This window comes from Dactylosporangium sp. CA-139066, from assembly GCF_050936175.1.
Lineage (GTDB): Bacteria > Actinomycetota > Actinomycetes > Mycobacteriales > Micromonosporaceae > Dactylosporangium.
The window spans coordinates 504,382-528,229 of sequence record NZ_JBNJNH010000001.1 but is presented as its reverse complement, the minus strand read 5'-3'; the positions used below and the strand labels follow the sequence as shown (position 1 = coordinate 528,229).

General features: G+C 72.9%; 20 protein-coding genes. 11 read left to right on the top strand and 9 right to left on the bottom strand.

The features are described from left to right. The first annotated feature begins 260 nt into the window (after window positions 1–260). The 5 genes from ACQEVU_RS02485 (at window position 261) to ACQEVU_RS02465 (ending at window position 6,760) form a co-directional block, all read left to right on the top strand. Entirely contained in the window at window positions 261–1,340 is a 1,080-nt protein-coding gene (locus ACQEVU_RS02485) for an ABC transporter substrate-binding protein (protein ID WP_433319867.1), read from the top strand. 69 nt (window positions 1,341–1,409) lie between these two features. Further along, complete coding sequence (locus ACQEVU_RS02480) at window positions 1,410–2,921, top strand: sugar ABC transporter ATP-binding protein (protein WP_433319864.1); 1,512 nt, start codon at window positions 1,410–1,412, stop codon at window positions 2,919–2,921. Continuing rightward, the gene (locus ACQEVU_RS02475) at window positions 2,918–3,886 is read left to right on the top strand and encodes an ABC transporter permease (protein WP_433319861.1); all 969 of its coding nucleotides are present in this window, start codon (window positions 2,918–2,920) and stop codon (window positions 3,884–3,886) included. Before ACQEVU_RS02480 ends, ACQEVU_RS02475 begins: the two co-directional genes overlap by 4 nt. Beyond that, window positions 3,883–4,899, top strand: coding sequence for an ABC transporter permease (locus tag ACQEVU_RS02470; protein WP_433319858.1), 1,017 nt, complete (start codon window positions 3,883–3,885; stop codon window positions 4,897–4,899). Before ACQEVU_RS02475 ends, ACQEVU_RS02470 begins: the two co-directional genes overlap by 4 nt. A gap of 169 nt (window positions 4,900–5,068) precedes the next feature. Further along, window positions 5,069–6,760 (top strand): nitric oxide synthase oxygenase, encoded by a 1,692-nt coding sequence (locus tag ACQEVU_RS02465; protein WP_433319855.1) that lies wholly within the window; start codon window positions 5,069–5,071, stop codon window positions 6,758–6,760. A 108-nt stretch (window positions 6,761–6,868) separates the two neighbouring features. Here ACQEVU_RS02465 and rocD read toward each other — a convergent pair whose 3' ends face one another. The 3 genes from rocD to ACQEVU_RS02450 all read right to left on the bottom strand — a co-directional run bounded on the left by rocD (window position 6,869) and on the right by ACQEVU_RS02450 (window position 9,215). Then, window positions 6,869–8,083, bottom strand: coding sequence for an ornithine--oxo-acid transaminase (gene rocD, locus ACQEVU_RS02460; RefSeq protein ID WP_433319852.1), 1,215 nt, complete (start codon window positions 8,081–8,083; stop codon window positions 6,869–6,871). Then, on the bottom strand, window positions 8,080–8,871 hold the full coding sequence (gene ddaH / locus ACQEVU_RS02455) for a dimethylargininase (RefSeq protein ID WP_433319849.1): 792 nt from the start codon (window positions 8,869–8,871) through the stop codon (window positions 8,080–8,082). Before ddaH ends, rocD begins: the two co-directional genes overlap by 4 nt. 128 nt (window positions 8,872–8,999) lie before the next feature. After that, the gene (locus ACQEVU_RS02450) at window positions 9,000–9,215 is read right to left on the bottom strand and encodes a hypothetical protein (protein ID WP_433319846.1); all 216 of its coding nucleotides are present in this window, start codon (window positions 9,213–9,215) and stop codon (window positions 9,000–9,002) included. A gap of 102 nt (window positions 9,216–9,317) precedes the next feature. On the opposite strand from ACQEVU_RS02450, the gene ACQEVU_RS02445 reads away from it, so the two are divergent. From ACQEVU_RS02445 to ACQEVU_RS02430, 4 genes are read left to right on the top strand one after another with little or no spacing between them, the layout of a single operon-like run. Further along, entirely contained in the window at window positions 9,318–9,731 is a 414-nt protein-coding gene (locus ACQEVU_RS02445; protein WP_433319843.1) for a hemerythrin domain-containing protein, read from the top strand. A 22-nt stretch (window positions 9,732–9,753) separates the two neighbouring features. Next, window positions 9,754–10,353, top strand: coding sequence for a nucleotidyltransferase family protein (locus ACQEVU_RS02440; protein ID WP_433319840.1), 600 nt, complete (start codon window positions 9,754–9,756; stop codon window positions 10,351–10,353). An 11-nt stretch (window positions 10,354–10,364) separates the two neighbouring features. Continuing rightward, window positions 10,365–10,610, top strand: a complete 246-nt coding sequence (locus ACQEVU_RS02435; protein WP_433319837.1) for a hypothetical protein — start codon at window positions 10,365–10,367, stop codon at window positions 10,608–10,610. Further along, window positions 10,607–11,350, top strand: coding sequence for a metallophosphoesterase family protein (locus ACQEVU_RS02430; RefSeq protein ID WP_433319834.1), 744 nt, complete (start codon window positions 10,607–10,609; stop codon window positions 11,348–11,350). Before ACQEVU_RS02435 ends, ACQEVU_RS02430 begins: the two co-directional genes overlap by 4 nt. Before the next feature lie 360 nt (window positions 11,351–11,710). On the opposite strand, the gene ACQEVU_RS02425 is transcribed toward ACQEVU_RS02430, so the two are convergent. Together ACQEVU_RS02425 and ACQEVU_RS02420 are read right to left on the bottom strand one after the other, a co-directional pair. Beyond that, window positions 11,711–12,532 (bottom strand): RNA polymerase sigma factor SigF, encoded by an 822-nt coding sequence (locus tag ACQEVU_RS02425; RefSeq protein ID WP_433319831.1) that lies wholly within the window; start codon window positions 12,530–12,532, stop codon window positions 11,711–11,713. A 342-nt stretch (window positions 12,533–12,874) separates the two neighbouring features. Then, a complete protein-coding gene (locus ACQEVU_RS02420; RefSeq protein WP_433319828.1) occupies window positions 12,875–14,131 on the bottom strand; it encodes a glycosyltransferase in 1,257 nt (418 codons plus the stop codon). A gap of 112 nt (window positions 14,132–14,243) precedes the next feature. Here ACQEVU_RS02420 and ACQEVU_RS02415 point away from each other — a divergent pair, with 112 nt between their 5' ends. Further along, window positions 14,244–16,703, top strand: a complete 2,460-nt coding sequence (locus ACQEVU_RS02415) for a SpoIIE family protein phosphatase (protein ID WP_433319825.1) — start codon at window positions 14,244–14,246, stop codon at window positions 16,701–16,703. Window positions 16,704–16,983: 280 nt separating this feature from the next. Here ACQEVU_RS02415 and ACQEVU_RS02410 read toward each other — a convergent pair whose 3' ends face one another. The 3 genes from ACQEVU_RS02410 to ACQEVU_RS02400 form a co-directional block, all read right to left on the bottom strand. Further along, window positions 16,984–17,625 carry a hypothetical protein gene (locus ACQEVU_RS02410; RefSeq protein ID WP_433319822.1) on the bottom strand — a complete coding sequence of 214 codons (642 nt, stop codon included), beginning with the start codon at window positions 17,623–17,625 and terminating at the stop codon, window positions 16,984–16,986. Window positions 17,626–18,138: 513 nt separating this feature from the next. Continuing rightward, entirely contained in the window at window positions 18,139–18,423 is a 285-nt protein-coding gene (locus ACQEVU_RS02405; protein WP_433319819.1) for a hypothetical protein, read from the bottom strand. Between the two features lie 68 nt (window positions 18,424–18,491). Continuing rightward, window positions 18,492–19,217, bottom strand: coding sequence for a peptidylprolyl isomerase (locus ACQEVU_RS02400; RefSeq protein WP_433319816.1), 726 nt, complete (start codon window positions 19,215–19,217; stop codon window positions 18,492–18,494). 132 nt (window positions 19,218–19,349) lie between these two features. On the opposite strand from ACQEVU_RS02400, the gene ACQEVU_RS02395 reads away from it, so the two are divergent. Further along, a complete protein-coding gene (locus ACQEVU_RS02395) occupies window positions 19,350–21,254 on the top strand; it encodes an Hsp70 family protein (protein WP_433319813.1) in 1,905 nt (634 codons plus the stop codon). A gap of 30 nt (window positions 21,255–21,284) precedes the next feature. Here ACQEVU_RS02395 and ACQEVU_RS02390 read toward each other — a convergent pair whose 3' ends face one another. Beyond that, window positions 21,285–23,639 (bottom strand): M28 family peptidase, encoded by a 2,355-nt coding sequence (locus tag ACQEVU_RS02390; RefSeq protein ID WP_433319810.1) that lies wholly within the window; start codon window positions 23,637–23,639, stop codon window positions 21,285–21,287. Between the last annotated feature and the right edge of the window lie 209 nt (window positions 23,640–23,848).

Genomic DNA, 23,848 nt, shown 5'->3' with positions numbered 1-23,848 from the left:
GTTTCGATCGAACCTGTTGAATATTGTTGTACTCGGCTCGACACGGTCACACAAGGTCGTTCATGCGATGACCCTCGATGTCGCTCCGGCATCGCCCAGGTCTCGTTCATGTGACAGTTGGTGTTTGGTTTTGGGCGGGTGGGTGGAAAGTCTTGACAGAAAAAGTTGGAGGATGAGTGAATGCGATACGCCTCGATGAGGTGGCGCACAGACACCCCAAGTCCACCCCTCGCTCAAGGGAGTGACACACCATGATCGATATGCGTGGCCGTTGGCGGCCCGCTCTGGCCGTGCTCAGCGCCGCGGCGCTGCTGATGTCCGGCTGCGCGAAGTCCGAGGACGACAACACCGGCGCCTCGTCCACGGCCAACGCCTCCGCCGCGGCGCAGGCCACGAAGTCGGCCGACACCGCCGGTGCGAGCTGCACGCTGGCGCAGTACGGCGGCTCGAAGGTCGACCTCAAGACGGCGGTCGTCGGCTTCTCCCAGTCGGAGAAGGAGGCCAACCCGTTCCGCATCGCCGAGACCCAGTCGATCAAGGACGAGGCGGCGAAGCTCGGCATCCCGGCCGCCAACCTCAAGACCACCAACGCCGACTCGAAGTTCGACAAGCAGATCACCGACGTCAGCACCCTGATCGACCAGGGCGTGCAGCTGCTGGTGATCGCCCCGCTGAACTCCGACGGCTGGGACTCGGTGTTCGCCAAGGCCAACGCCAAGCACATCCCGATCGTCACCATCGACCGGAAGATCAACGCGAAGAGCTGCACCAACTACCTGACCTTCATCGGGTCGGACTTCGCGGAGCAGGGCAAGCGCGCCGCCGACAAGATGGCCAAGGCCCTCAACAACACCGGCACCGTGTCGATCCTGCTGGGCGCGCCGGGCAACAACGTGACCACGCTGCGGACCAGCGGCTTCAAGGACGAGATCGCGAAGGTCGCCCCGAACATCAAGATCGTGTTCGAGCAGACCGGCAACTTCTCCCGCGAGGACGGCCAGAAGACGGCCGAGCAGATGCTGCAGGCCAACCCGAACGTCAACGGCATCTACGCCGAGAACGACGAGATGGCCCTCGGCGCCATCACGGCCCTCAAGGGCGCCAGCAAGAAGGCGGGCGACGTCAAGATCGTGACGATCGACGGCACCAAGGGCGCCGTGCAGGGCATCGTCGACGGCTGGATCTACTCGGTCATCGAGTCGAACCCGCGCTTCGGCCCGCTGGCCTTCTCGACCGCCCAGAAGTTCTTCGACGGCGAGGCGATCCCGGAGAACATCATCATCCAGGACCGCGAGTACGACTCGACGAACGCGCAGTCGGACCTGGGCCTGGCCTACTGACCTTTACAGGGGATGGCCCAGGCCGGACACTTCCCGGCCTGGGCCATCCGTGGTTTGGAGAGAGGCAACATGTCCGAACCCCTGCTCGAAGTGACCGGGGTCAGCAAGCAGTTCCCGGGCGTGCGCGCGCTCGACGACGTCTCGTTCACGCTGCGCACCGGCGAGGTGCACGCCCTCGTCGGCGAGAACGGCGCCGGGAAGTCGACCCTGATCAAGGTCCTCACCGGTGTGTACCGCCCGGACGCCGGCGAGGTCCGCTACCTGGGCGCGCCGGTCTCCTTCGGCGGCCCGCTGGACGCCCAGGCCGCCGGCATCTCGACCATCTACCAGGAGGTCAACCTCGTCCCGCTGATGAGCGTGGCGCGCAACCTCTTCCTCGGCCGGGAGCCCCGCAACCGCCTCGGGCTGGTCGACATCGGCCGGATGAACCGCGAGGCGGCCGAGATCCTCGCCGGCTACGGCATCACCTCCGACGTGCGCCGCCCCCTGGGGCTGATGCCGCTCGGTGCGCAGCAGATGGTGGCGCTGGCCCGGGCCGTCATGGTCGACGCCAAGGTCGTCGTCATGGACGAGCCGACCTCGTCGCTGGAGCCGCGCGAGGTGGAGACCCTCTTCGGCGTCATCCACCGGCTGCACGAGCGCGGCGTCGGGATCATCTACGTCAGCCACCGCCTCGACGAGCTGTACCGCATCTGCGACCGCGTGACGATCCTGCGCGACGGCAGGCTGGTGCACGCCGGCGCCCTCGCCGGCCTGGAGCGGGTCCAGCTCGTCTCGCACATGCTGGGCCGGCCCGTCTCGGCGGAGCGCTCCTTCACCAGCTTCGCCGGCGAGCACGACGCCGCCACCGGCACCCCGGTGCTGAAGGCGACCGGCCTCAACAGCCGGCACCGCCTCGCGGGCGTCACCTTCGAGGTCCAGCCCGGCGAGGTCGTCGGGCTCGGCGGCCTGCTCGGCGCCGGGCGCAGCGAGACCATCAAGGCCGTCGCCGGCGCGCTGCCGCTGGACAGCGGCCGGGTCGAGGTCGAGGGCCGCCCGCTGCGCCGGCCGACCCCGGTCAGCGCGCTGCGGGCCGGCATCGCCGTGCAGCCCGAGGACCGCAAGGCCGAGGGCATCGCGCTCGGGCTGTCGGTGCGGGAGAACATCGCGCTCGCGGTGCTGCCGCGGCTGTCCCGGGGCGGGGTGGTCTCGGAGCGGCGCATCGACGCGATCGTCCAGACCTTCATGACCCGGCTGCGGATCAAGGCGTCCGGCCCCGACCAGCGGGTCGGCGACCTGTCCGGCGGCAACCAGCAGAAGGTGCTGCTGGCCCGGCTGCTGGCCACCGAGCCCAAGGTGCTGCTGCTGGACGAGCCGACGCGGGGCATCGACGTCGGCGCGAAGGCGGAGGTCCAGGCGCTCATCGACGAGCTCGCCGCCGAGGGCCTCGGGGTGGTGCTGGTGTCCTCCGACGCCGAGGAGCTCATCGAGGGCTCCGACCGCGTGGTGGTACTGCGAGATGGCGCCGTGGTGGGCATGCTCCGCGGCGACGAGGTGACGACGGAGCACTTGATGAACGTGATCGCGACGGCGGCGTCATGAGCGCGCCTGCAGTGGAGAAGGCCGGCGGCCTCGACACGGGGCGGCTGCGGCGGCTGCTGCCGGCCTACGGCGTGTACGTGGCGCTGCTGGTGCTGGTGCTGTTCAACATCGTCTACACGGACAACTTCCTCGAGTGGTCGAACCTGCGCATCCAGCTGGTGCAGGTCACCCCGGTCGTCATCGTGGCGCTGGGCATGGCCCTGGTCATCGGCACCGAGGGCATCGACCTGTCGGTCGGCTCGGTGATGGCGCTCGGGGCGGCGATCATCCCGCTGTACCTCGGCTACGGCCCCGTCGCCGCGATCGTCCTGGCGATCGTCGGCGGCCTCGTCATCGGCCTCATCAACGGCGGGCTGGTCGCCTTCGTGGGCCTGCAGCCGATCGTGGCGACCCTCGCCATGCTGGTCGCCGGGCGGGGCATCGCCCTGGTCGTCTCCAGCGGCCGGTACAAGGACATCCGCGACAAGGACTTCCTGGCCATCGGCACCGACACGTTCCTGCACGTGCCCTACACGGTCTGGATCGCCGCGGTGCTGTCGCTCATCGTCGGCTTCGTCGTGCGCCGGACCGTCTTCGGCCGCCGGCTGCTGGCCATCGGCGACAACCGGCCGGCCGCGGTGCTGGCCGGCGTGCCGGTGCGGCGGGTCCTGGTGACCGTGTACGTCATCTCGGGCATGCTCGCCGCGGTCGCCGGCATCATCCAGGTCTCGCGGATCGGCTCGGCCGACGCGTCCCGGATCGGGCTGCTCATCGAGCTGTCCGCGATCACCGCGGTCGTCGTCGGCGGCACCCCGCTCACCGGCGGCAAGGTGCGGGTCCTCGGCACCGTCGCCGGGGCGCTGCTCATGCAGCTGCTGACCGCCACGATGATCGCCAACAACCTGCGGGACTCGACGGCCCAGATGGTGCAGGCCGTCATCATCCTCGTCGCGGTCTACGCGGCGCGCGAACGGAGGACCCGGTGAGTCAGGTTGTGACCACGGCCCCGGAGACCGTGGAAAGGGCCGAGGCCGCCTCGATGCGCACCGAGCGCATCGTCGAGCTGGTGCAGCGGCAGGGCGCGCTCGCCGTGCTGGCGCTCGTCATCATCGTCGGGGTCGTCTCGTTCGACAGCTTCCGCACCTACGACAACGTCGGCACCGTGCTCATCTCGGCGGCGCCGCCGGCCCTCATCGCGCTCGGCATGACGTTCGTGATCGTCAGCGGCGGGATCGACCTGTCCGTCGGGTCGCTGTACGTGCTCGGCGGGGTGCTCGCGGCGTGGGCGTCGCAGTACGGCACCTGGGCGGCGTTCGCGCTGCCGCTGGCCGTGTGCGGGGTCTTCGGTCTCGTGCAGGGGGCGATCATCGCGTACGCCCGGCTGGCGCCCTTCATTGTCACGCTCGCCGGGCTGCTCGGGGCGCGGGGCCTGATGCTCGCGCTGTCCGGCGAGGGCGCGGACACGTACCTGGTCAAGACCGACGCCTTCAAGCACTTCGGGACCGGTGAGCTGGCCGGGATCGGCTATCCGGTGTACCTCGTCGTGGTGCTGTTCGGGGTGGGGATGCTGCTGCTGTACCGCAGCCGCTTCGGCCAGTCCGTCTACGCCATCGGCGGCAGCGAGGACGCCGCCCGCCTCATGGGTGTGCGGATCCGTTCGACGCAGATCCGCGTGTACGTCCTCTCGGGGCTGCTCGCGGGCCTGGCCGGGACGATCAACGCGGCCCGCCTCGGCTCCGGCGTCACGGTGCTCGGCACCGGCATGGAGCTCGACGCGATCGCCGCGGTGGTCATCGGCGGCACGCTGCTGACGGGCGGCGCCGGCACGCTCGGCGGCACCATCGCCGGTGTGCTGCTGCTGCAGGTGATCCAGAACCTGATCAACCAGATCGGCACGGTCACGTCGGCCTGGCAGACGGTGATCAGCGGGACGTTCATCGCGCTCGTCGTGGTCGCCCAGACGTACCTGGCCCGGCTGCGGAGGGTGGCCTCGGGCTGAGCCCGTGCCGCTGCGAAGGGCGCCGGACCTCGGTCCGGCGCCCTTTTCCGATGCTTTCTTCCGATGCCTTTGGCCGATGCTTCGGTGATGCGCACACGTTGTGCGATCTGACGGTTACCGCTCCCCACACGATGGGTGCTCCTTGACCTCGTGCGTTGGGAGGATCCGCGTGAGCGTGCCCGGATACCGCGACATGCCAGGGCCGCAGTGGGATGCCCACGCGCCCGTGGACCCGGCGGAGGCGGAGGACTTCCTGGCCCTCTACCACGCCGAACAGGGCGGGGGCGACGGCCGGGAGCGGGTGGCCCGCGTCCGCGACGAGATCGCCGAGACCGGCACGTACGCCCACACGTACGCCGAGCTCGTCTTCGGCGCCCGGATCGCGTGGCGCAACGCGAGCCGGTGCATCGGCCGGCTGTACTGGCGCAGCCTGGTGGTGCGGGACCTGCGCAAGGTGACGGCGCCCGGCGAGATCTTCGACGAGCTGGTGCGGCACCTGCGGCTGGCCGGCCAGCGGGAGCGGCACGTGATCCGCCCGGTGATCTCGGTGTTCGCCCCGCACGTGCCGGGCCGCCCGGCGCCGAGGCTGTGGAACGACCAGCTGGTGCGCTACGCGGGTCACCGCAGCCCGGACGGCTCGGTGGTCGGCGATCCGCGGTACGTGCAGTTCACGGAGACGCTGCAGCAGTACGGCTGGCGCGGCAAGCCGGACAACGCGTTCGACGTGCTGCCGCTGGCGATCGAGGCCCCGGACGGCTCGGTGTCGCTGCACGAGCTGCCGGAGGACGCGGTCTGGGAGGTGCCGATCGAGCACCCGGAGCTACGGTGGTTCGCGGAGCTGGGCCTGCGCTGGCACGCGATCCCCGCGATCTCCAACATGCGCCTGACGATCGGCGGCGTGGACTATCCGCTGGCGCCGTTCAACGGCTGGTACATGGGCACGGAGATCGGCGCCCGCAACTTCGCCGACCCGGACCGCTACAACCTGCTGCCGCTCGTCGCCTCGCGCCTCGGCCTGGACACGAGCACGGAGCGCTCGCTGTGGAAGGACCGCGCGCTGGTCGAGCTGAACCGCGCGGTGCTGCACTCGTTCGACCAGGCCGGCGCGCGGATCAGCGATCATCACACGGAGTCGGAGCGGTTCCTGGCCCACGTGTCGAGCGAGGAGCGCTGCGGCCGCCCCACGCCGGCCGACTGGTCGTGGATCGTCCCGCCGATGAGCGGCGCGGCGACGGGCGTGTTCCACCGGTACTACGCCGAGGCGGACCAGCGGCCGAACTTCTACCTCGATCCGGAGGCGCGCGAGCTCGCCCGGCGCGGGCGTTCGCCCATCACGCCGCAGGGCCGGTGCCCGGTCGCGCACGGGGCCCCGCCGGCCGGTCACGGCGCCGCGGTCGCTGCCGGTGTCCCGCTGGTGACCCACAACGGCCCGTCGGTCCCTCACGGTGGCCCGGTCGTTGGGCATGCCGCGCTGGTGGCCGATGGCGCACCGCCGGCCGCTCACGGTGGTCCGGTGCCTTACGACGCCTCGGTGGCTGACGGTGCCCGCGTGGCTCACGGTGTCCCGCCAGTGGCCCACGCCGGTCCGCCGGTGGCCCATGGCACCCCGCCGGTTGTCCATTCTGCCCCGCCGGCGCGCCCGCCGCTGCCCCGGCCGCGAGCCGTGCCCGCTGCGGTGCCGCCGTTGCCCGCGCCGGCGGTCGCTGTTCCGCACGCGTCGGTCGCGAGGACGCAAGCGCTGCCGGTCGCAGTTCCGCCCGTGCGGCCGGCCACGCCCGACCGCGTGGTGATGGAGGTCCCGCGCGTGCCCGAACAGCGGCCGAGCTGGCTCAGCCGGCTCCGGCGCCGGTCGTCAACCTAAGGCGTTCTCGCAGGTCACGTACCTCGGGGCCGGTGCCGTTCCGCTCATCACACCGTACCACGCGCCCGGAAATTGACCTTGTGGGCGATTACGCTGCGCGACATCCGGTCACGCTCCGAGTACCTCCGCCAGGGCGTCCACGGCGGCGTCGATCTCCTCGCGGGTGACGACCAGGGGCGGGGCCAGGCGCAGGGTTGAGCCGTGGGTGTCCTTGGCCAGCACGCCGCGGGCCATCAGGCGCTCGCTCGCCTCGCGGCCGGTCATCAGCGCCGGGTCGATGTCGATGCCGGCCCACAGGCCGCGGCCGCGCACGGCGGTCAGGCCGTGGCCGACCAGCTCGCCGAGGCGGCGGTGCAGGTGCTCGCCGACCTCGCGGGCGCGCCGCTGCGGCTCGCCCGTCTCGAGCAGGGCGATGACCGAGCGGGCGACCGCGCACGCGAGCGGGTTGCCGCCGAACGTCGAGCCGTGCTCGCCGGGGCGCAGCACGCCGAGGATGTCGCGGTTCGCGGCGACCGCGGAGACGGGGACGATGCCGCCGCCGAGGGCCTTGCCCAGGATGTACATGTCGGGGACCACGCCCTCGTCGTCGCACGCGAACGTGGCGCCGGTGCGGCCGAGGCCGGACTGGATCTCGTCGGCGACGAACAGGACGCCCCGGGCCGTGCACAGGTCGCGGACGGCCTGCAGGTAGCCGCGCGGGGGGACGAGCACGCCGGCTTCGCCCTGGATCGGCTCCAGGAGTACCGCCACCGTGGTCTCGTCGATCGCACCGGCGAGCGCGTCGGCGTCGCCGTAGGGCACGACCACGAAGCCGGGGGTGTAGGGGCCGTAGTCGGCGCGGGCCTCCGGGTCGGTGGAGAAGCTGACGATGGTCGTGGTGCGCCCGTGGAAGTTGCCGTCCGCGACGATGATCGTGGCCCGTCCGTCCGGGACGCCCTTGACCTGGTACCCCCACTTGCGCGACACCTTGATCGCCGTCTCGACGGCCTCGGCGCCGCTGTTCATCGGCAGGACCATGTCCTTGCCGGTGAGGCGGGCCAGGTCGGCGCAGAACGGGCCGAACTGGTCGTGCAGGAAGGCCCGGCTGGTCAGCGTGACGCGGTCGAGCTGCTCGCGGGCGGCGGCGATCAGGTCGGGGTGGCGGTGTCCGAAGTTCAGCGCGGAGTAGCCGGCGAGGCAGTCGAGGTACCGGCGGCCGTCCACGTCGGTGACCCAGGCGCCCTCGGCCTCGGCGATGACGACCGGCAACGGGTGGTAGTTGTGCGCCGTGTGCCGCTCGGCCTCCTCGACCGCCGGTGCCGTACGGTTCGCGATGCTCGTCATGCCCGGACCTCCAACGTGCAGCACTTCGGCCCGCCGCCGGCCTTGTGCAGTTCGGACACGTCGACCGGGACCGGCTGGAACCCGTTCGACGCTAGCGCGGCCGCCAGACGGGTGGCAGCGGCGGGCAGGACGACCCGGTGGCCGTCGCTGACGGCGTTGAGGCCCAGGACGGCGGCGTCGTCGGCGGTGGCGATCACGGCGTCGGGGTACAGGCGCCGGAGCACTTCCCGGCTCCCCGGCGAGAACGCCCCGGGGTAGTAGGCGACGTTGTCGGGCGACAGGACCGTCAGCGCGGTGTCGAGGTGGTAGTAGCGCGGGTCGACCAGCTGCAGCGTGATCACGGGCCGGCCGAAGAGCTCCTGGACCTCGGCGTGCGCGGCGTGCTCGGTGCGCAGCCCGGTGCCGGCGAGGATGAACCGGCCGGCCAGCAGCAGGTCGCCCTCGCCCTCGTTGACGTTCTTCGCGGCGTGCACGTCGAAGCCGGCGCGCGCGAACCACTCCAGGTAGGCCGGGCCCTCGTCGGCCCGCTCGGGGTGGCGGAACTGGGCGCCGTACACCTTGCCGTCCACGACCGTGGCGCCGTTGGCGGCGAAGACCATGTCGGGCAGGCCGGGCACCGGGTCGATGAGCTCGACGGTGTGGCCGAGCTCGCGGTACAGCTCGTAGAGGGTCGTCCACTGCGCGACGGCCCGCTCGGTGTCGACCGGCGCGGTCGGGTCCATCCACGGGTTGATCGCATAGTCCACCGCGAAGTACGTCGGGCGGCACATGAGGTAGCGACGACTCATGCGTCACAACCTACGGCCGCCCGTGGCGGCGAACCATTGCGATTCACTGCTTGTTCGCGGTTGTTCGTTGTTCGTTGCTGCTTGATTGCGGCGAATCGTTGCGTCCGGCGCGCCGGACAACCTCGCCGTCAGGGCAGCTCGCGCCAGACGCCCGGCTGGGCGAGCAGGCCGGAGACGCAGTTCATGGCGCTGTCCTCGTCGCCGAACTCGTAGCGGCGGCTGCGCCCGTCGGCGCCGCCCTCGCGCGACTCGACCCACCAGATGCCGGCGTCCTCGAAGAGGTACACGTCGCGGCGGGCCAGCCGGCCCCAGGTGCCGTTCCACCAGTGCTTTCTGCGCTCCATGAACGGTAATTCGAACACATGTGCCAAGCCCCGCGGAAGGCCGACCCGCCCATATCGACGAGGTTGGTTAGTGGGGCGCCCAGTTTGGGTACGGCATGCTCCATGCCGGCGGATCTCATCGACGTCCTGGTGGCCGAGCACCGCCGGCTCGAGTCACTGTTCGCCGACGCCGAGACGGCCCCGACGCCCGAGCGGCGGCGCGCGGCGCTGGCGGTGGCCCTGGACGCGCTGGCCCGCCACGCCGCGGCCGAGGAGCGGTTCCTGCACCCGGCGCTGCGCGAGTGGCTGCCGGCCGGGCCGGAGATCGTCGAATACGAGCAGGCCGAGCACGACTCGATCGCCCGCGACGCGGCCGGCTGCCGGGGCGGGGACGTGCCGGCGGCGCTGTTCGACGCGGTACGCCAGCACATGCAGGAGGAGGAGACCGAGATCTTCCCCCGGCTGAGCCAGGCGTGCCCGCCGCCGCGGCTGCTCGAGCTCGGCGCGCTGCTGAAATCGGCGCGTGTGACGGAATGACCGCGCGGGTAAGCCGCTATTCATGGCAGTTTCCGAGGACCGGCAGCCGCTGATCGCCACGCTCAAGAAGGCCGCGTACCACCTCAAGGACGCGGGCATTCCCTTCTGCCTGGCGGGCAGCTTCGCTGTGTACGCGCGCGGCGGCGAGTCCGTCGATCACGACATCGACTTCCTCATCAAGGCCGAGGACGCCGAGCGGGTCATCGCGACGCTCACCGAGGCCGGGTTCCGCGGCGAGGTGCCGCCCGAGGGCTGGCTGGTGAAGGTGTGGGACGTCACCGAGCACGGCGACCTGCTCATCGACCTCATCTTCTGCCCGGTACAGCGACCGGTCACCGACGCGACGCTGCACGACACGGACGTCATCGCCGTCAACGCCTGCCACATGCCGGTGCTCTCGGCAACCGAGCTCATGATCCACAAGGTCCTGACGTGGTCGGCCCACTACTGCGACTACGCCCGGGGGCTGCCGGTGGCGCGCTCGTTGCGGGAGCAGATCGACTGGCCGCGGGTGTACCGGGAAACGGCCCACTCGCCGTACGCCCATGCTTTCCTGTTCTTGATCGACCGGCTCGGCGTCATGTCGCTGGCGGAGGCCAGCGCCCTGTCCGCGGCCGTCTAGGGGGGATCACGATGGTCGTCGACCAGCACATCGAGGGCGAGCTGCAGCATCTGCTCGCCGAGGACGAGCGCATCACCGAGCAGGGGATCCGCTTCGTCCGCACCGAGTCCGGGATCGCGCTCGTCGGCGAGGTGGAGAGCGCCGAGCGCCGCGACCTGATCTGCCAGGTCGTCGCGGAGGCGTTCCCGGGCCTGCCGGTGAACTGCAACATCGGGCTGACGCGGGTGCACGAGCCCGAGGAGGTGGAGGAACTGTGACGGGCGTCCGCGTGGCGGCCGTCGGGGACGTGCACCTCGACGCCGATGTCCTCGGGCGGTACCGCCCGGCGCTGGAGCATCTGGGCGGCAAGGCCGACCTGCTGCTGCTGGCCGGCGACCTGACCCGGCACGGTACCCCCGAGGAGGCCCGCTGCGTGGCCCGCGAGTTCGGCGGCCTGGCCGTGCCCGTGGTGGCGATCCTGGGCAACCACGACTACCACAGCGATCAGCAGGATGAGGTTTCGGCGGTACTGCGCGACGCCGGCCTCACCGTCCTGGAGTGCACCGGCACCGTGCTGGACTGCGCGGGCGTGCGCGTCGGCGTCGCGGGCACGAAGGGCTTCGGCGGCGGCTTCGCGGGCGCGTGCGCCAGCGAGTTCGGCGAGCCGGAGATGAAGGCCTTCACCCGCCACGGCCGCGAGCTGGCCGGCAGCTTCGGCGAGACCCTGGCCGCATTGGACTGCGACGTGCGGATCGCGCTGACGCACTACTCCCCCGTGCCGGAGACGCTGCTGGGCGAGCCGCTGGAGATCTACCCCTTTCTCGGCTCGTACCATCTGGCCCAGGCCATCGACACCGTTCCCGGCGTCGGCCTGGCGGTGCACGGGCACGCGCATGCGGGCTCGGAGCGCGGCACGACCCCGGGCGGCGTGCCGGTCCGCAACGTGGCGCACCCGGTGATCAAGCAGGCGTACAACGTGTACCAGCTGTCGATGTCCCCGATGCTGGCGCCGGCCTGATTCGCGGGTCGCCTCCGGTCTTTGCCGCGCGGGCGCGCCCGCCTCGATCGCGGGTATGCCGAGCGTTTCCATGTCCCTTCGCCGCGGTCGCGCGCCCGGCCTGCTCGCGCGTTTCGCCGATGCCCTGTGGTCGCGCACGGCCGCCGCGTGTCCCGCCTCTCGCGGGGTTCGCGCCCGTCCCGGCGCGTCCTTGGCCTGATCGTTGCCGCGCGCATCCCGGTCGTGGCCGAGGCGCCGTATTTATCGCCTGTCAGGGTATAAATCCGACAAGTCGCGGCGCGGAGCGCCCGACTTGTCGAACAAGCCGACAACGGTGCCGGCCGAACCGCGGTGGACCAAGGCGGTTCGGCCGGCGAACGGCTACAGCGGGCGGCCGGACAGTTCGCCGCGCAGGAAGGTCAGGGCGCGGGCCAGCAGGCGGGAGACGTGCATCTGGGAGATGCCGAGGCGTTCGGCGATCTGGCTCTGGGTCAGGTTGCCGAAGAAGCGCATCGCGATGATCTTCTGCTCGCGGGCCGGCAGCCGGGCGATCAGCGGGCGCAGGGACTCGCGGTCGTCGACCGCCTCCAGCGAGCGGTCCTCGCCGCCGAGCAGGTCGGCGAGCTCGGCACCGGACTCCTCGCCGCCCGTGGGGGCGTTGATGGACAGGGCGCGGTACGCGTGGCCCGACTCCAGGCCCTCGATGATCTCCTCCTCGGAGACGTCGAGGCGGGCGGCCAGGTCGGCGACCGTCGGGGAGCGGCCCAGCTCCTGGGCCAGGGGGCCGGCGACCTTGCCGATCTCCAGGCGCAGCTCCTGCAGGCGGCGCGGGACGCGGACGTCCCAGCCCTTGTCGCGGAAGTGGCGCTTGAGCTCGCCGACGATCATCGGGATGGCGTAGCTGGTGAAGGCCGCGCCGCGGGAGCGGTCGTAGCCGTCGACGGACTTGATCAGGCCGACGCCGGCGACCTGGGTGAGGTCGTCGAGGGGCTCGCCGCGGTTGCGGAAGCGGCGGGCCAGGTACTCGGCCAGCGGGAGGTACAGCTCGATGAGGCGGGCGCGGACGCGGGCGTGGTCGGGGCTGCCGGCGGGAAGGTCGGCCAGCAGCGTGAGCAGCGCCTCGGCGGCGGCCTCGGTCTCCTTGCCGCCCGCGCGGGCGGACGGGACGCGGGAGCCGGTGCGGGAGTGGGCGGTGACGGTCATGAGGGGATCCCCCTGCCTGCCGGCCACGGGTCCATCCGGCGCGGTCGCACGATCGGGTGCGGGCGCGGCGGGGCCCGGGGCGAGAGTCGGCCGGTCGGCGCCCTGGTCTCGAGCGCCCGGCCCGTGGCCACGGCGGGGATCGCGGCTGTTTGACGATCCGCCGGGGCCGTCCGGATGGCATCCGGATTCGCCGGCATCGGCCGGTGGACGACCGGCTGAGTAGCCATCGGCCGTTCGGCTGATACGGTCAGACCAACGTACCGCGGCGCATACGCCACGGGCAAGGTGTGCACACGAAGGTGGGGACTCTCCCGGGGTACCGTGGCCGCGGCTCTTCGGGGTTCAGGAAACCTCGGAGAGGGCCTCTTCGTCCTCGTCGGCCTCGTCGGGGGCCGGTGCGGAATCGTCGCCGCCGCTGACCGCCCGGTAGACGCGCTCGAGCTCGGTGGCCGTGCGGTCCCAGGTGTAGCGGGAGCGGACGCGGTCGATGGCGGCGCTCGCGAAGCTCATCCGGCGCACCTCGTCGCCGAGCAGGCCGCGCAGGGCGCCGGCCATGGCGAGGGTGTCGCGCGGCGGGACGAGCACGCCGGTGACGTTGTCGATGACGCTCTCGGCGATGCCGCCGGTCGCGTACGCGACGACGGGGACGCCGCAGGCCATCGCCTCCAGGGGCGTGAGGCCGAACGGCTCGTACCACGGGGCGCAGGCCAGGACGTCGGCGGAGCGGTACCAGCCGGCGAGCTCGTCCTGGGTCACCGCGCCGACGATGCGCAGCCGGTCGGCGACGCCGAAGCGGTCGGCGGCCTGCAGCAGGCGGCGGGCGCCGGGGTCGCGGTCGACCTCCGCCGGGTCGGGGCCGCCGACGATGACCAGCTCGGCGCCGGGCACGCGGCGCAGCGCCTCGATGAGGTCGGTGAAGCCCTTGCGCTCCTCGAGCGGGCCGACGCTGAGGATGCGGCGCAGGCCGGGGCGGCGGTGGTCGGCGGTGGGGCCACCCGGCGTGAACCGGTCCACGTCGACGCCGGAGGGCACGATGACGGTGCCGGCGCGCCGCACGCCCATGCGGCCGAGGTCGGCGACCTCGTCCTCGCTCTGCGCGACGACCCGGTCGGCGAGCGAGCCCAGCTGGCGCTCGAGGCCGGCCCGCGGGCCGGGGCCGGCGTTGCGGTCGACGGGCAGGTGGCGGCGCTCGACGGCGGCCAGGCCGTGGTACGTGACGACGACCGGGCGGCGGGCCTCGGCGGTGGCGGTGAGCGCGGCGAGACCGGAGAGCCAGTAGTGGGCGTGCACGACGTCGGGGCCGTCCCCGGCGGCCCAGCGGGCGGCGAGCGCGCGGCCGAACTCGCCCATCAGGGGAAGCTGGTCGTCGGCGGGCACCGGGCGTTCGGGGCCGGCCGGCACTCGCTCGACGGTGACGCCGGGGGCGAACGGCGCCTCGGCCGGGACGTCCGGCTCCTCGCGCCGCACGTAGACCACGACCTCGTGCCCCAGACCGCCCAGCGCCCCGGACAGGGCCGCCACGTGGGTGTGCCGCCCTCGCGTGCCCGGGCCGCCCAGCACGAGCGGGTTCGCCTGCGCGGAGACCAGGGCGATCCTCAAGACACTGACCTCCACCGCGCCGACTGCACTTACCTGCCACCGCACCTACCCGGCCCGGTTGGTGGTAAACATCAACGGGCGACACCGCACGCCGGACGGAAAGGCAGGATGCATGGTCGACAGGGCCCCCGCAGAGGGCAGCAGCGCCGAGCCGGCCGAGGCGCTTGCCGCGCTGGTCGCGAAGCTGCGCGCCGAGCTGACCGGGGTGCGCACCGCCATGCGGAACCGCGCCGTGATCGAGCAGGCCAAGGGCGTGCTCGTCGAGCGGCTCGGCATCACCCCGGACCAGGGCTTCGACCAGCTCGTGCGGCTCTCGCAGCGCACCAACATCAAGCTCATCGAGGTCGCGGCCGCGATCGTCGGCACCACGTCGCCGGACCCCAACGCCCCCGATGTGGTGAACCTCATCGACGACGAGCTACGCCAGCACGTGGCGTCCGTCAAAAAACCGCCAAAGCCGGATTTGGTACCGCAAACCGCCCGCAAACGCGCGAGTCGCACTCCCGAAGTGGAGGCGCTGCAGTCCCAGCACCAGCTGCTGACCGCCCGGATCGCGGCGGCGCGCAGCTACGACGAGCTCTGCGACGTCCTCGGCACCGCGCCGACCGCCTGGCCGGCCCCGACGACGGTGCTGCTGACCCTGCTCGACCCCGACGGCGCCCAGCGCGGCGTCGGCACCTACGGGGTGCCCGGCGAGGTGCGCAGCCGCTGGTCGCGCATCCCGCCCGACCCCGGGCTGCCGCTCGTCGTCGCCGTGCAGGACGCCGAGACGCTGTGGCTGACGGCGCGGACCGGCCTGGACCGCTTCCCCGTGGTCGGGCACCCGCCGTTCAGCGGGGACACGCTGCTGGCCTCGCCGCTGATCTCCGGCGAGCGGGTCATCGGCGGCATCCTCATGACCTGGGCCGAGGGGCTGCCGGCGGGCGAGGAGCTGCGGCGGTACGTCAGCGCCCTGCTCGAGCCGGTCGCCCGGCAGGTCGACACGCTCATCGGCGACGAGATCGCCAGCGCCTGGTTCCACGTCCAGGGCGAGGAGAGCGGGCAGGCCGCCCCCGCGCAGGTGTGGTTGCCGACGGTCGTGGACGCACTGCACAACCCCGGGGCGCTGTTGTCGCCGGTGTACGAGGAGGGGCAGCTGGTCGACTTCCGGGTGGAGTACGGCAACGCCCTGGCCCGGCAGATCTTCTCCGCCGCCCGGGTGGACCCGGACGAGGCGACGCTGCTGGCCGCGTACCCGGCGCTGGGCAGCGCGACGCTGCTGCCGGAGTTCGCGCGGGTACTGCAGGACGGCCGCCCGCGCCGCCTCGAGGGGCTGCGCGCCGATCCGCGCACCGACGGGGTGCCCGGCCCGCAGACGCTCTCCGTGCACGCCGTGCGACTGTGGGACCGGGTGTTCGCGGTGTGGCGGGTCGCGACCGAGGCGGACCTGCAGTACGACCAGCTGCTGCAGGCCGAGCGGATCGCCGGCATCGGCTCCTTCAGCTGGGAGCTGCGGGACCCGGAGCCGCGCTGCTCCCCGGAGCTGATCCGCCTCTTCCACGGCGGCCGCGACGCCGCCGCGGTGCCGGTCGACGAGCTCGCCACGTCCGTGCACCCCGACGACCTGCTCGGCGTGCAGGACGCCGTGCGCCGCACGATCGTCGAGGGCAAGCAGCTGCTCGCCGAGGTCCGCGGCGCCGGCCGGGTCAACGGCCGCCGGCTGCGCATCACCGCCGAGCCGCTGCTGGACGACACGGGCAACGTCACCGCGGTCCGCGGCACGGTGCAGGACGTCACCGAGGAGCGCGCGATCGAGGCCCGCCTGCGCCGCGCCGAGGAGGCCCTGGCCGCGCAGCGGCACCGCCTGGCCGACGAGCGCCGCGCCGCCGAGGCGCTGCAGAAGGCCCTCCTGCCCACCGACCCCGAGCTGGGCCGGATGGAGGGCATCGAGCTGTGCGGCCGGTGCCGCTCCCCCGAGCGCGTCGGCACCGTGGACGGCGACTGGTACGACGCCGCCCCGATCCCCGGCGGCACGATCCTGGTCCTCGGCGACGTCGACGACCGGGGCCTGTCCTCGATGACGACCGCCGCCCGCCTGCGCTACGCCGTCCGGGCGTACGCCTCCCTGGACATGGCTCCCGGCGACATCCTGACCGCCGTCAACGCCATGCTGTGCGCGATGGAGGTCGAGCACACCGCGTGCCTGGTCGTGGCGCGGTACTCGCCGGCCACCCGCGAGCTGCGGTGGGCGGCGGCCGGCCAGGTCGCCCCGGTCCGCTACGACGCCGCCGGCCAGGGCACGGTCCTGTCGGGCCCGCTCGGCCTGCCGCTGGGCGAGGTGGCCGAGATGCGCTACACCGACACGGCCGTCACGCTGGAGCCCGGCGATCGCGTGCTGTTCTACACCGGCGGGCAGTACGCGGGCGGCCGGAGCCGCGGCGACCGGCGCCGCGGCGGCGGGCTGGACCTGGTCCGGCGGGCCGGCGAGACGATCGACCTGACCGACTTCGAGGCCGTGGTGACGCACCTGGTGACGTCGTTGAACGTGCCGGAGGACGAGGACGTCTGCGCGATGCTGATCCACGTACCCTGACGCCCTGTACGCCCCTGTTCGCCCTGTTCGTTCCGCAGGGCGCCGCTGCCTGCAGCGTCGCTTGCGCCAGGTGTCGCTCGCGTGAGGTCGTTTCTACGCGGCGGCGCCTGCGCGCGGGACGTCGTCCGCGCGACGCCGCACTCACACGACGCTACGCGGGACGTCGTCCGCGCGGTGTCGCTTGAATGCGGCGCCGTTCCGCCCGGTGTCGTTTTCTGCGCGGCGTCGTCGTTTTTCGGGGCGGCGTCTTGCGGTGCCGGTGTTGTTCCTTTTAGGTGCATCAGACGGTGCGGGTGTCCCAGTCCCAGGCAATGGCGAGCCCGTCGAACCGGCCGAGGGCGTCCCGGTGGCGCCCCGCGATCACGATCCGGTCGGCGCCGAGGTGCGCGAGCAGGTCATCGTCGCCGTAGTAGCGCACGTCGGGATCGGGCCACTCCCACAGCCCGTCGTCGAGCGGCCGCAGCCGGACCTTGACCTCCCGCACCTGCTCGGCGGTCGGGTTCATGCGCACGAGGCCGTGCAGGGGGGCGTAGGTCGCCTCGTAGACCGCCGCGTACACGAGGAACCGCGACAGGGGGAGCCCGGTCGGCAGCTCGTCGTTCTCGACCACCTCGGGATCGAGCGCACCGGAACGGAATGCTCCGTTGTCGTACGAGTACCAGTCGTCGGTACCCTGCCAGAAACGGACCATTCCGTTCCCGTCGCCCGCGGCCGGCGCGAGCATGACGTGATCGCGGCTCAGCGGATAGCTGTAGCGGCCCGCGATCCGATGCCACTCGCGCAGCGCCTCCGGCACGCTGTCCGGCCGCCCGGGCATGGCGGTTTCGGCGGGGTCCGCGGCGGCCGGCCGATCGGGCGGGCCGTACCAGCGGTAGACGAACCGGCCGAGGCTGTCCGGCGATACGACGTCCAACTCGTACACGGGCACCATGATGCCGTGGCCGCCCGCGGTCCCGGGCAGCCCGCCCGCCGAGTGCCGTCCGGCGCCGTTGCACACCCGCAATCAGGTGCAACACGTAGAAGTTTACGAATATTGATGAGGACGCGTATTCTGCGGCGCATGCCGCCGGGGAGATGGGCAACGGACCATCGGGCGGCGGCGAAGAGACGACCAGTGAGGGTGGGGCCAGGCGGCCCGGTCCTCGGCGGGGGCCCGACCGCCGGGGACCGGGTCCTGGCTGCTGCCGCGCCGTCGATCCACCACCCGGGCCTTCCGACCCCGCTCGGGGCGCGGGAGGGGCGCGGGCTATCGGCCCGCGGAACAGGTTCGAGCCACCGAACAGAACTCCGGACTCGCGGAGCAAGGCTTGATCTAGTGAATCGCGAACAGGCGGGCCGAGACTCCCCGCCATAGACGGGCACGCCGGACCACCGGGCCGTGTGCGGGCCGGCCTAGACCAGGAATAGCGGGCGCAGGCTTTTACGAAGGCGTGGACTACGGCACTGGCTGTCGGTGCAGCAGGGCGAGCAGGTGGGCGTGGACGGCTCGGGCGGCGGACTGGGCGGCGCGGATCGCGGCGACGTCTGCCGGGTCGTGCGGGAAGAACGTGAGGCGGCCGTCGTCGCGTAGGACGGTGGGGACCTCGATGCGCTCCAGGATCGCGGCCAGGGCGCGCTGGGCGTCCGGCGCGGCGCGGCCGGCCCGGCGGGCCACCGGGACCGGCACGTGCCACAGGTCGTCGACGGTGAACGCCGACGGCATTACCACATCGACCGTCATGCAATCGACGATAGGAACAGCTCTGGCGGTACCACCACCAAGATTTTGTTCCTGTGGATAACCCGGCGTCAGGCGGCCAGGCAGATCTCGGTGCGCAGGGCGGGGGCGCCGTCGACCGGGGCCGGGTCGTCGGGGGTGGGTGCGACGCCGCCGGCGGCGATGCGGTCCAGCGTGTGCAGGCCGAGCGGGCGGACGCTGCCGAAGACCGTGTAGTTGGGGCGCAGCGCGGAGTCGGCGAAGACCAGGAAGAACTGGCTGCCGTTGGTGTCCGGGCCGGCGTTGGCCATGGCGAGCACACCGCGGGCGTAGAGGCGGCGCACGCCGGTCGGGTCGGTCGGGGCCGGCGGGAGGTTGGTGGGCAGTTCGTCCTTGTAGCGGTAGCCGGGGCCGCCCTCGCCGGTGCCGGTCGGGTCGCCGCACTGCAGGACCTTGAGCGTGGGGTACGTGGTGAGGCGGTGACACACGGTGCGGTTGTAGAAGCCGTGGCGGGTCAGGTGCAGGAAGCTCTGCACGGTGCAGGGCGCGGCGGCGCGGTCGAGGGCGAGCGGGATCAGGCCCAGGTTGGTGAACAGCGTGACGGTGACCGTGCCGCGGTCGGGGGTGTGCCGCGGGTCGGGCGGGAGCGACACGGGGCGGGCCGGCGGGTCGTCGGGGGTCTGGGTGTACTGGCACGGGCCGTTGGTCACGACCGGGGCGCCGTCGCCGGCCGCGGCGGCGGGCGGGGCGGCCACGGTCACTGCGGCTATGCCCGCGGCGACGGCGATGGTGACGGCGGCGAGACGGGATCGGACCACGCTGTCCTCCATAGACAATTGACGATGTACTCTCCTGCCGTCTGAGTACCGGATGTCGATGCGTCCGTCAAGGGCGCCAACGTGGACCGTTGAGCCGATCGCCGGGTGGTGAACGGCCCGTATTCTGGCCAAATGGACGCGCGAGGGTACCGGCTCGGGGTGGACTTCGGTACCTCGAACACCGTGGCGATGCTGGCCTGGCCGGACGGGCACGTCCGGCCGCTGCTGTTCGACGGCTCGCCGACGCTGCCGTCCTCGGTGTTCGCCGACGCTGCCTCCGGGCTGCTCGTGGGGCGCGACGCGATGCATGCGGCGCGGATCAACCCCGAGCGGTACGAGCCGAATCCCAAGCGGCGTATCGACGAGGCCGCGGTCCTGCTCGGCGAGCAGGAGGTGGCCACCGTGGACCTCATCGCGGCGGTGCTCGCGCGGGTCGCCGGCGAGGCCCGGCGGGTCTCCGGGGTGGCGCTCGGGCCGGTCACCGTCACGTGCCCGGCGGCCTGGGCGCAGACCCGGCGCGGGGTGCTGCTGGCCGCCGCCGAGCGGGCCGGCCTCGGGGCCGTGACCCTGCTGCCCGAGCCCGTCGCGGCCGCGCAGGTCTTCCGCACGCTCACCGGGGCCGACGCGCCGCGGGCGCTGCCGGGGTCGGCGTTCGTGGTGTACGACCTGGGGGCGGGCACGTTCGACGCGTCCGTGGTCCGGACCGGTAGCGGGGCGTTCGAGGTGCTCGCGTCGGAGGGGCTGAGCACCAGCGGCGGGCTGGACATCGACGCGGCGATCGTCGGGTTCCTCGGGGCGACCCACGGCGCGCGCGATCCCGAGGCGTGGCGGCGGCTCACGCACCCGGGCACCAGCGGCGAGCGGCGGGCCAACCGGATGCTCTGGGACGACGTGCGGTCGGCCAAGGAGATGCTGTCGCGGACCGCCTCGACGATGATCCACATTCCGGCGCTCGAGACCGACGTGCCGCTCGGGCGGGATCAGTTCGAGCAGCTGGCGCGGCCGATCCTGAGCGCCACGGTGACGACCACGCGGGCGGCGATCGCGGCCGCGGGGCTCGGGCTGGGCGATGTCGAAGGCGTGTTCCTGGTCGGTGGCGGAAGCCGGATCCCGCTGGTGGCGACGCTGCTGCATCAGGCGCTCGGGAAGGCGCCGACCGTGGTGGAGCAGCCGGAGCTCGTGGTGGCGCAGGGGGCCGTGGGGGCGTCCGTGCAGTTCACGCTGCCCGGGGCGGCGGCATCCGTCTCGGCGCCACCCGGGCTGCCGACCTCTTCGGTGCCTGCGTCCGGGGTTCCCTCCGCTCCGGTTTCCCCCGCCTTCATGGCGGCACCGGTCACCGGCTATCCGGTTTCGCCGGCTGCCGCTGCGGGGTATGGCGGGGCGCCGGCGGCCCGGAGTTCGGCGGGGCCGGCGTCGCCGCCGAGCTCCGGGCCACCGGCCGTCGTTGCGCCTGGGCCCGGGAGCGGAGTTCCGGGCGCCGGGGTTTCCGGCCGCGCCGTCGCGGGCGGTGGGGTGCCGGGTGGTGGGGTGCCGGGCGGCCGTGGTCCGGGTGGTGGAGGTGCGGGCGGGGCGCCGGGTGGCAAGGGGCGGCGCGGTGGGGTGCCGGTCGCCGCGGCCGTGGCGGTGCTGCTGGTGCTCGGGCTCGGCACGTACGGCGCGATCCGGTTGTTCGGCGGCAAGTCCGGCGACGGCGGGTCGGGGGACGGCAACACGGCGAACGTGGCCGCCGATCTCGAGCACAGCGACGTGGACTGGTCGAGCACGGCGGAGGCGTACGACGGGCAGCCCGACAAGACCGTCGGCTACAACTGCCCGTCGGGCGGGTTCATCGGGACCGTTTGGGGGTCCGGGCCGTACACGACGGACTCGTCCGTGTGCACGGCCGCGGTCCACGCCGGCAAGATCACGCTGGAGTCCGGCGGCCGGGTGGTCATCAAGATCCGGACCGGCGCCGACTCGTACGAGGGCACGACGCAGCACGAGATCTCGACGACCTCGTACGACGCCTTCCCGTGGGCGTTCGACGTCGTCAGCTGAGCCTTCTCGCCCTCCCGGGGGGCGCGGCGGTCACAGGGTCTGCGTCGCGGCCACCGCCAGGAGTTCGCTCGAGTGGCTGCCGAACACCCCGACGGCCGGCGGGCGCGGGGTGAAGCCCGGCAGGTCACTCAGGCCGTCGCTGCCGTCGACGATCCGGAGCTTGAACGGGCCGGCGCCGGTGAGCACCAGCGTGACGTCGAGACCCTCGGCCGGCGGGCCGTGGAAGACGATGCCGAACCGGTCGAGCTCGTCGACGTAGGTGGTGGCGCTGCGACCCTCGACGGTGGCCGACACGACGCGGTGGTCGCCGACCTCGCCGTAGAAGGACAGGAAGCGGACCGGGCGCCGTGACGCGATGCGCAGGTGCAGGGTGCGCCGGTCGCCGGAGGTCTCGTCCGACACGATCGTCGCCGCGGGGGCGGGCAGGTTGGCCGCCTGGGCCGGGCCGACGGAGAGCGTCCGGTCGGGCAGGACCGGGAACTGGCGGCTGAGCGACTGGTGGTTGCGCACGTACCGTGAGGTCCACTCCCCCGGCGACTGCTCCAGGCTGACCCACTCGGCGGTGCCGGTGTCGCCGTCCAGCGCGTACATGAGGTGGGTCGGCTCCGGGTGGCCGGCGTCCCAGTCGTCGACGACCATGCCGACGGTGGTGCAGACCAGCGCGGCCACCAGCACCGTGGCGGCGGGCGCGGCGCCGAGCCGGCGGTGGCGCTCGGCCAGCGGCGGGCGGTACAGCGGCTCGAGCACCGGCAGCACCGCCAGGCCCAGCAGCGTCGTGAACATCGCCGCGGCGGCGCCGGTGGCGAGGCCGAGCGCGGGGAAGAACAGCGCGATCGTCGGGGCCAGGATGAGCGTGGCCACCGCCGCGCCGACGGTGAGCACGGCGACCCGGCCGAGCGCGGGGCGCACGAGGAGGGCGCCGATGCCGGCGAGCGCGCCGGCCAGCGCCGGGATGGCGACCAGGTACGAGCCGCCGGGGATGACGGCGGCGAACAGCAGGCCGAGCACGGCCAGCAGGGCCAGTCCGCCGGTGGCCAGCGGGACCGGGCCGAGGCGGCGGCGGCTCAGCGCGTACCAGCACAGGAGGATCGCCGCGGTGAGGGCGACGGCGCCGAAGCGGAACCACGTCGGGCGGGCCGGGTCGAGCAGCACGCCGTAGCCGGGGCGGATCGCGACGAGCAGCGCCCACAGCGCCTGCGCGGCGACGGCGGCCACGATGAGCGGGACCAGCGCGAGGCCGAGGCCGGCCAGGGTGCGCGGGAGCGTGGTCAGGCCGCGGCGGCGGGCCAGGAACACCAGCGCGGCGACGGCGAGCAGGGCAAGGACGGCGATCGGCCACGTCAGCGCGGCCGGGTAGCGCACGAGCAGGCCGGCGAACGGGAAGTACACGGCGTCGCCGGAGGCCGGCGTGAGCAGCGGCGGCAGGTCGGCCTTGCCGAACTCGCGGGCCAGGGCGAGGGCGTTGTCGCCGTGGTGCTGCAGGCTCGCGCGGTTCATCGTCGAGGGCCGGTCGAACGGGCTGTGGTACACCGACGAGCCGTCGATGTAGGCGGTGTTGAGGCCGGTGAAGCGGGTCTGGGCGAGGAACGGCGTGAAGTCGGTGTCGTTGGACAGCAGCCGGTAGACCTCGACGGCGAGGCTGGTGCCGACCGGGTGCGGGGTGCGGGCGTAGACGTCGATGAGGTCGGCGTTGCCGGTGGACGTCTGGAACATCACGGCCGGGCCGCTGCTGCCGCGGGCCTCGAAGTTGAGCACGACCGACGGCTTCTGGCCGAGCGGGTGCCGGCTGACGAACGCCTCGGCGCCGCAGAGGCAGGCCTCCTCGGCGTCGGTGAACAGGAACACGATGTCGTTGCGGGGCCGCGCGGCGCCGCCCGCGGTGAGGGCGCGGGCGACCTCGAGCAGCGTGCTGGTGCCGGCGCCGTCGTCGTTGGCGCCGTAGCTGACCTGCACGGAGTCGTAGTGGGCCATGAGGACGACCTGACCGGTGGAGGCCGTGCCGGGCAGCACCGCGACGACGTTGCGCACGTGGGCCATGCCGCCGTCGCCGAACTTGCCCGCGTTGACGCCGACCGCGTCCTGGACCTCCGGGTGCAGGCCGTAGCCGGTGAGGGTGTCGATCACGTACTGCCGGACGCGGTCGGCGGCCGGGCTGCCGGTGACGTGGACCTCCTGGCCGATGTGCTGGACGTGCTCGAAGGCCCGGCCGGCGGAGAACTCGCCGGCGGGCGCCGTGGCGGGGCGCGGGGAGGGCGGCTGGACGTCGGCGATGCCGAGCGTGGCGAGCAGGGCCAGGACGACGAGGGCCACCGCGGCGACGACCGGGCGGCGCGGCGGGGCGGCGAAACTGCGGTCGGGGCGGTGCCCGGTCGGGGCACCAGTCACCGCTGCTTTCACCTCGGGCTCGGTCACAGCTGCCGTTTCCGGCACGCTCACCGGCTCGGGCGTGGTGGCCGTTGGCTCGCCGGAGCGGCCGTCTGAGGTGTCGTCGGACACGTTTCGTCCTCCTGAACAGCGGGTGCCGGCGGGGTGTTCCGGCGGTGCGGTGAGGCCATTCTGCACGCCGCGTACGACAGTTTCGGGGCGGGTCGGCG

What these genes read in the sequence shown, in the direction of transcription:
- ACQEVU_RS02435 (WP_433319837.1), top strand. Translation starts at nt 10,365, where the DNA reads ATGGTCGTCGACCAGCACATCGAGGGCGAGCTGCAGCATCTGCTCGCC.
- ACQEVU_RS02415 (WP_433319825.1), top strand. Translation starts at nt 14,244, where the DNA reads ATGGTCGACAGGGCCCCCGCAGAGGGCAGCAGCGCCGAGCCGGCCGAG.
- rocD (WP_433319852.1), bottom strand. Translation starts at nt 8,083, where the DNA reads ATGACGAGCATCGCGAACCGTACGGCACCGGCGGTCGAGGAGGCCGAG.
- ACQEVU_RS02405 (WP_433319819.1), bottom strand. Translation starts at nt 18,423, where the DNA reads ATGACGGTCGATGTGGTAATGCCGTCGGCGTTCACCGTCGACGACCTG.
- ACQEVU_RS02485 (WP_433319867.1), top strand. Translation starts at nt 261, where the DNA reads ATGCGTGGCCGTTGGCGGCCCGCTCTGGCCGTGCTCAGCGCCGCGGCG.
- ACQEVU_RS02425 (WP_433319831.1), bottom strand. Translation starts at nt 12,532, where the DNA reads ATGACCGTCACCGCCCACTCCCGCACCGGCTCCCGCGTCCCGTCCGCC.
- ddaH (WP_433319849.1), bottom strand. Translation starts at nt 8,871, where the DNA reads ATGAGTCGTCGCTACCTCATGTGCCGCCCGACGTACTTCGCGGTGGAC.
- ACQEVU_RS02445 (WP_433319843.1), top strand. Translation starts at nt 9,318, where the DNA reads ATGCCGGCGGATCTCATCGACGTCCTGGTGGCCGAGCACCGCCGGCTC.
- ACQEVU_RS02450 (WP_433319846.1), bottom strand. Translation starts at nt 9,215, where the DNA reads ATGGAGCGCAGAAAGCACTGGTGGAACGGCACCTGGGGCCGGCTGGCC.
- ACQEVU_RS02475 (WP_433319861.1), top strand. Translation starts at nt 2,918, where the DNA reads ATGAGCGCGCCTGCAGTGGAGAAGGCCGGCGGCCTCGACACGGGGCGG.
- ACQEVU_RS02440 (WP_433319840.1), top strand. Translation starts at nt 9,754, where the DNA reads ATGGCAGTTTCCGAGGACCGGCAGCCGCTGATCGCCACGCTCAAGAAG.
- ACQEVU_RS02480 (WP_433319864.1), top strand. Translation starts at nt 1,410, where the DNA reads ATGTCCGAACCCCTGCTCGAAGTGACCGGGGTCAGCAAGCAGTTCCCG.
- ACQEVU_RS02395 (WP_433319813.1), top strand. Translation starts at nt 19,350, where the DNA reads ATGGACGCGCGAGGGTACCGGCTCGGGGTGGACTTCGGTACCTCGAAC.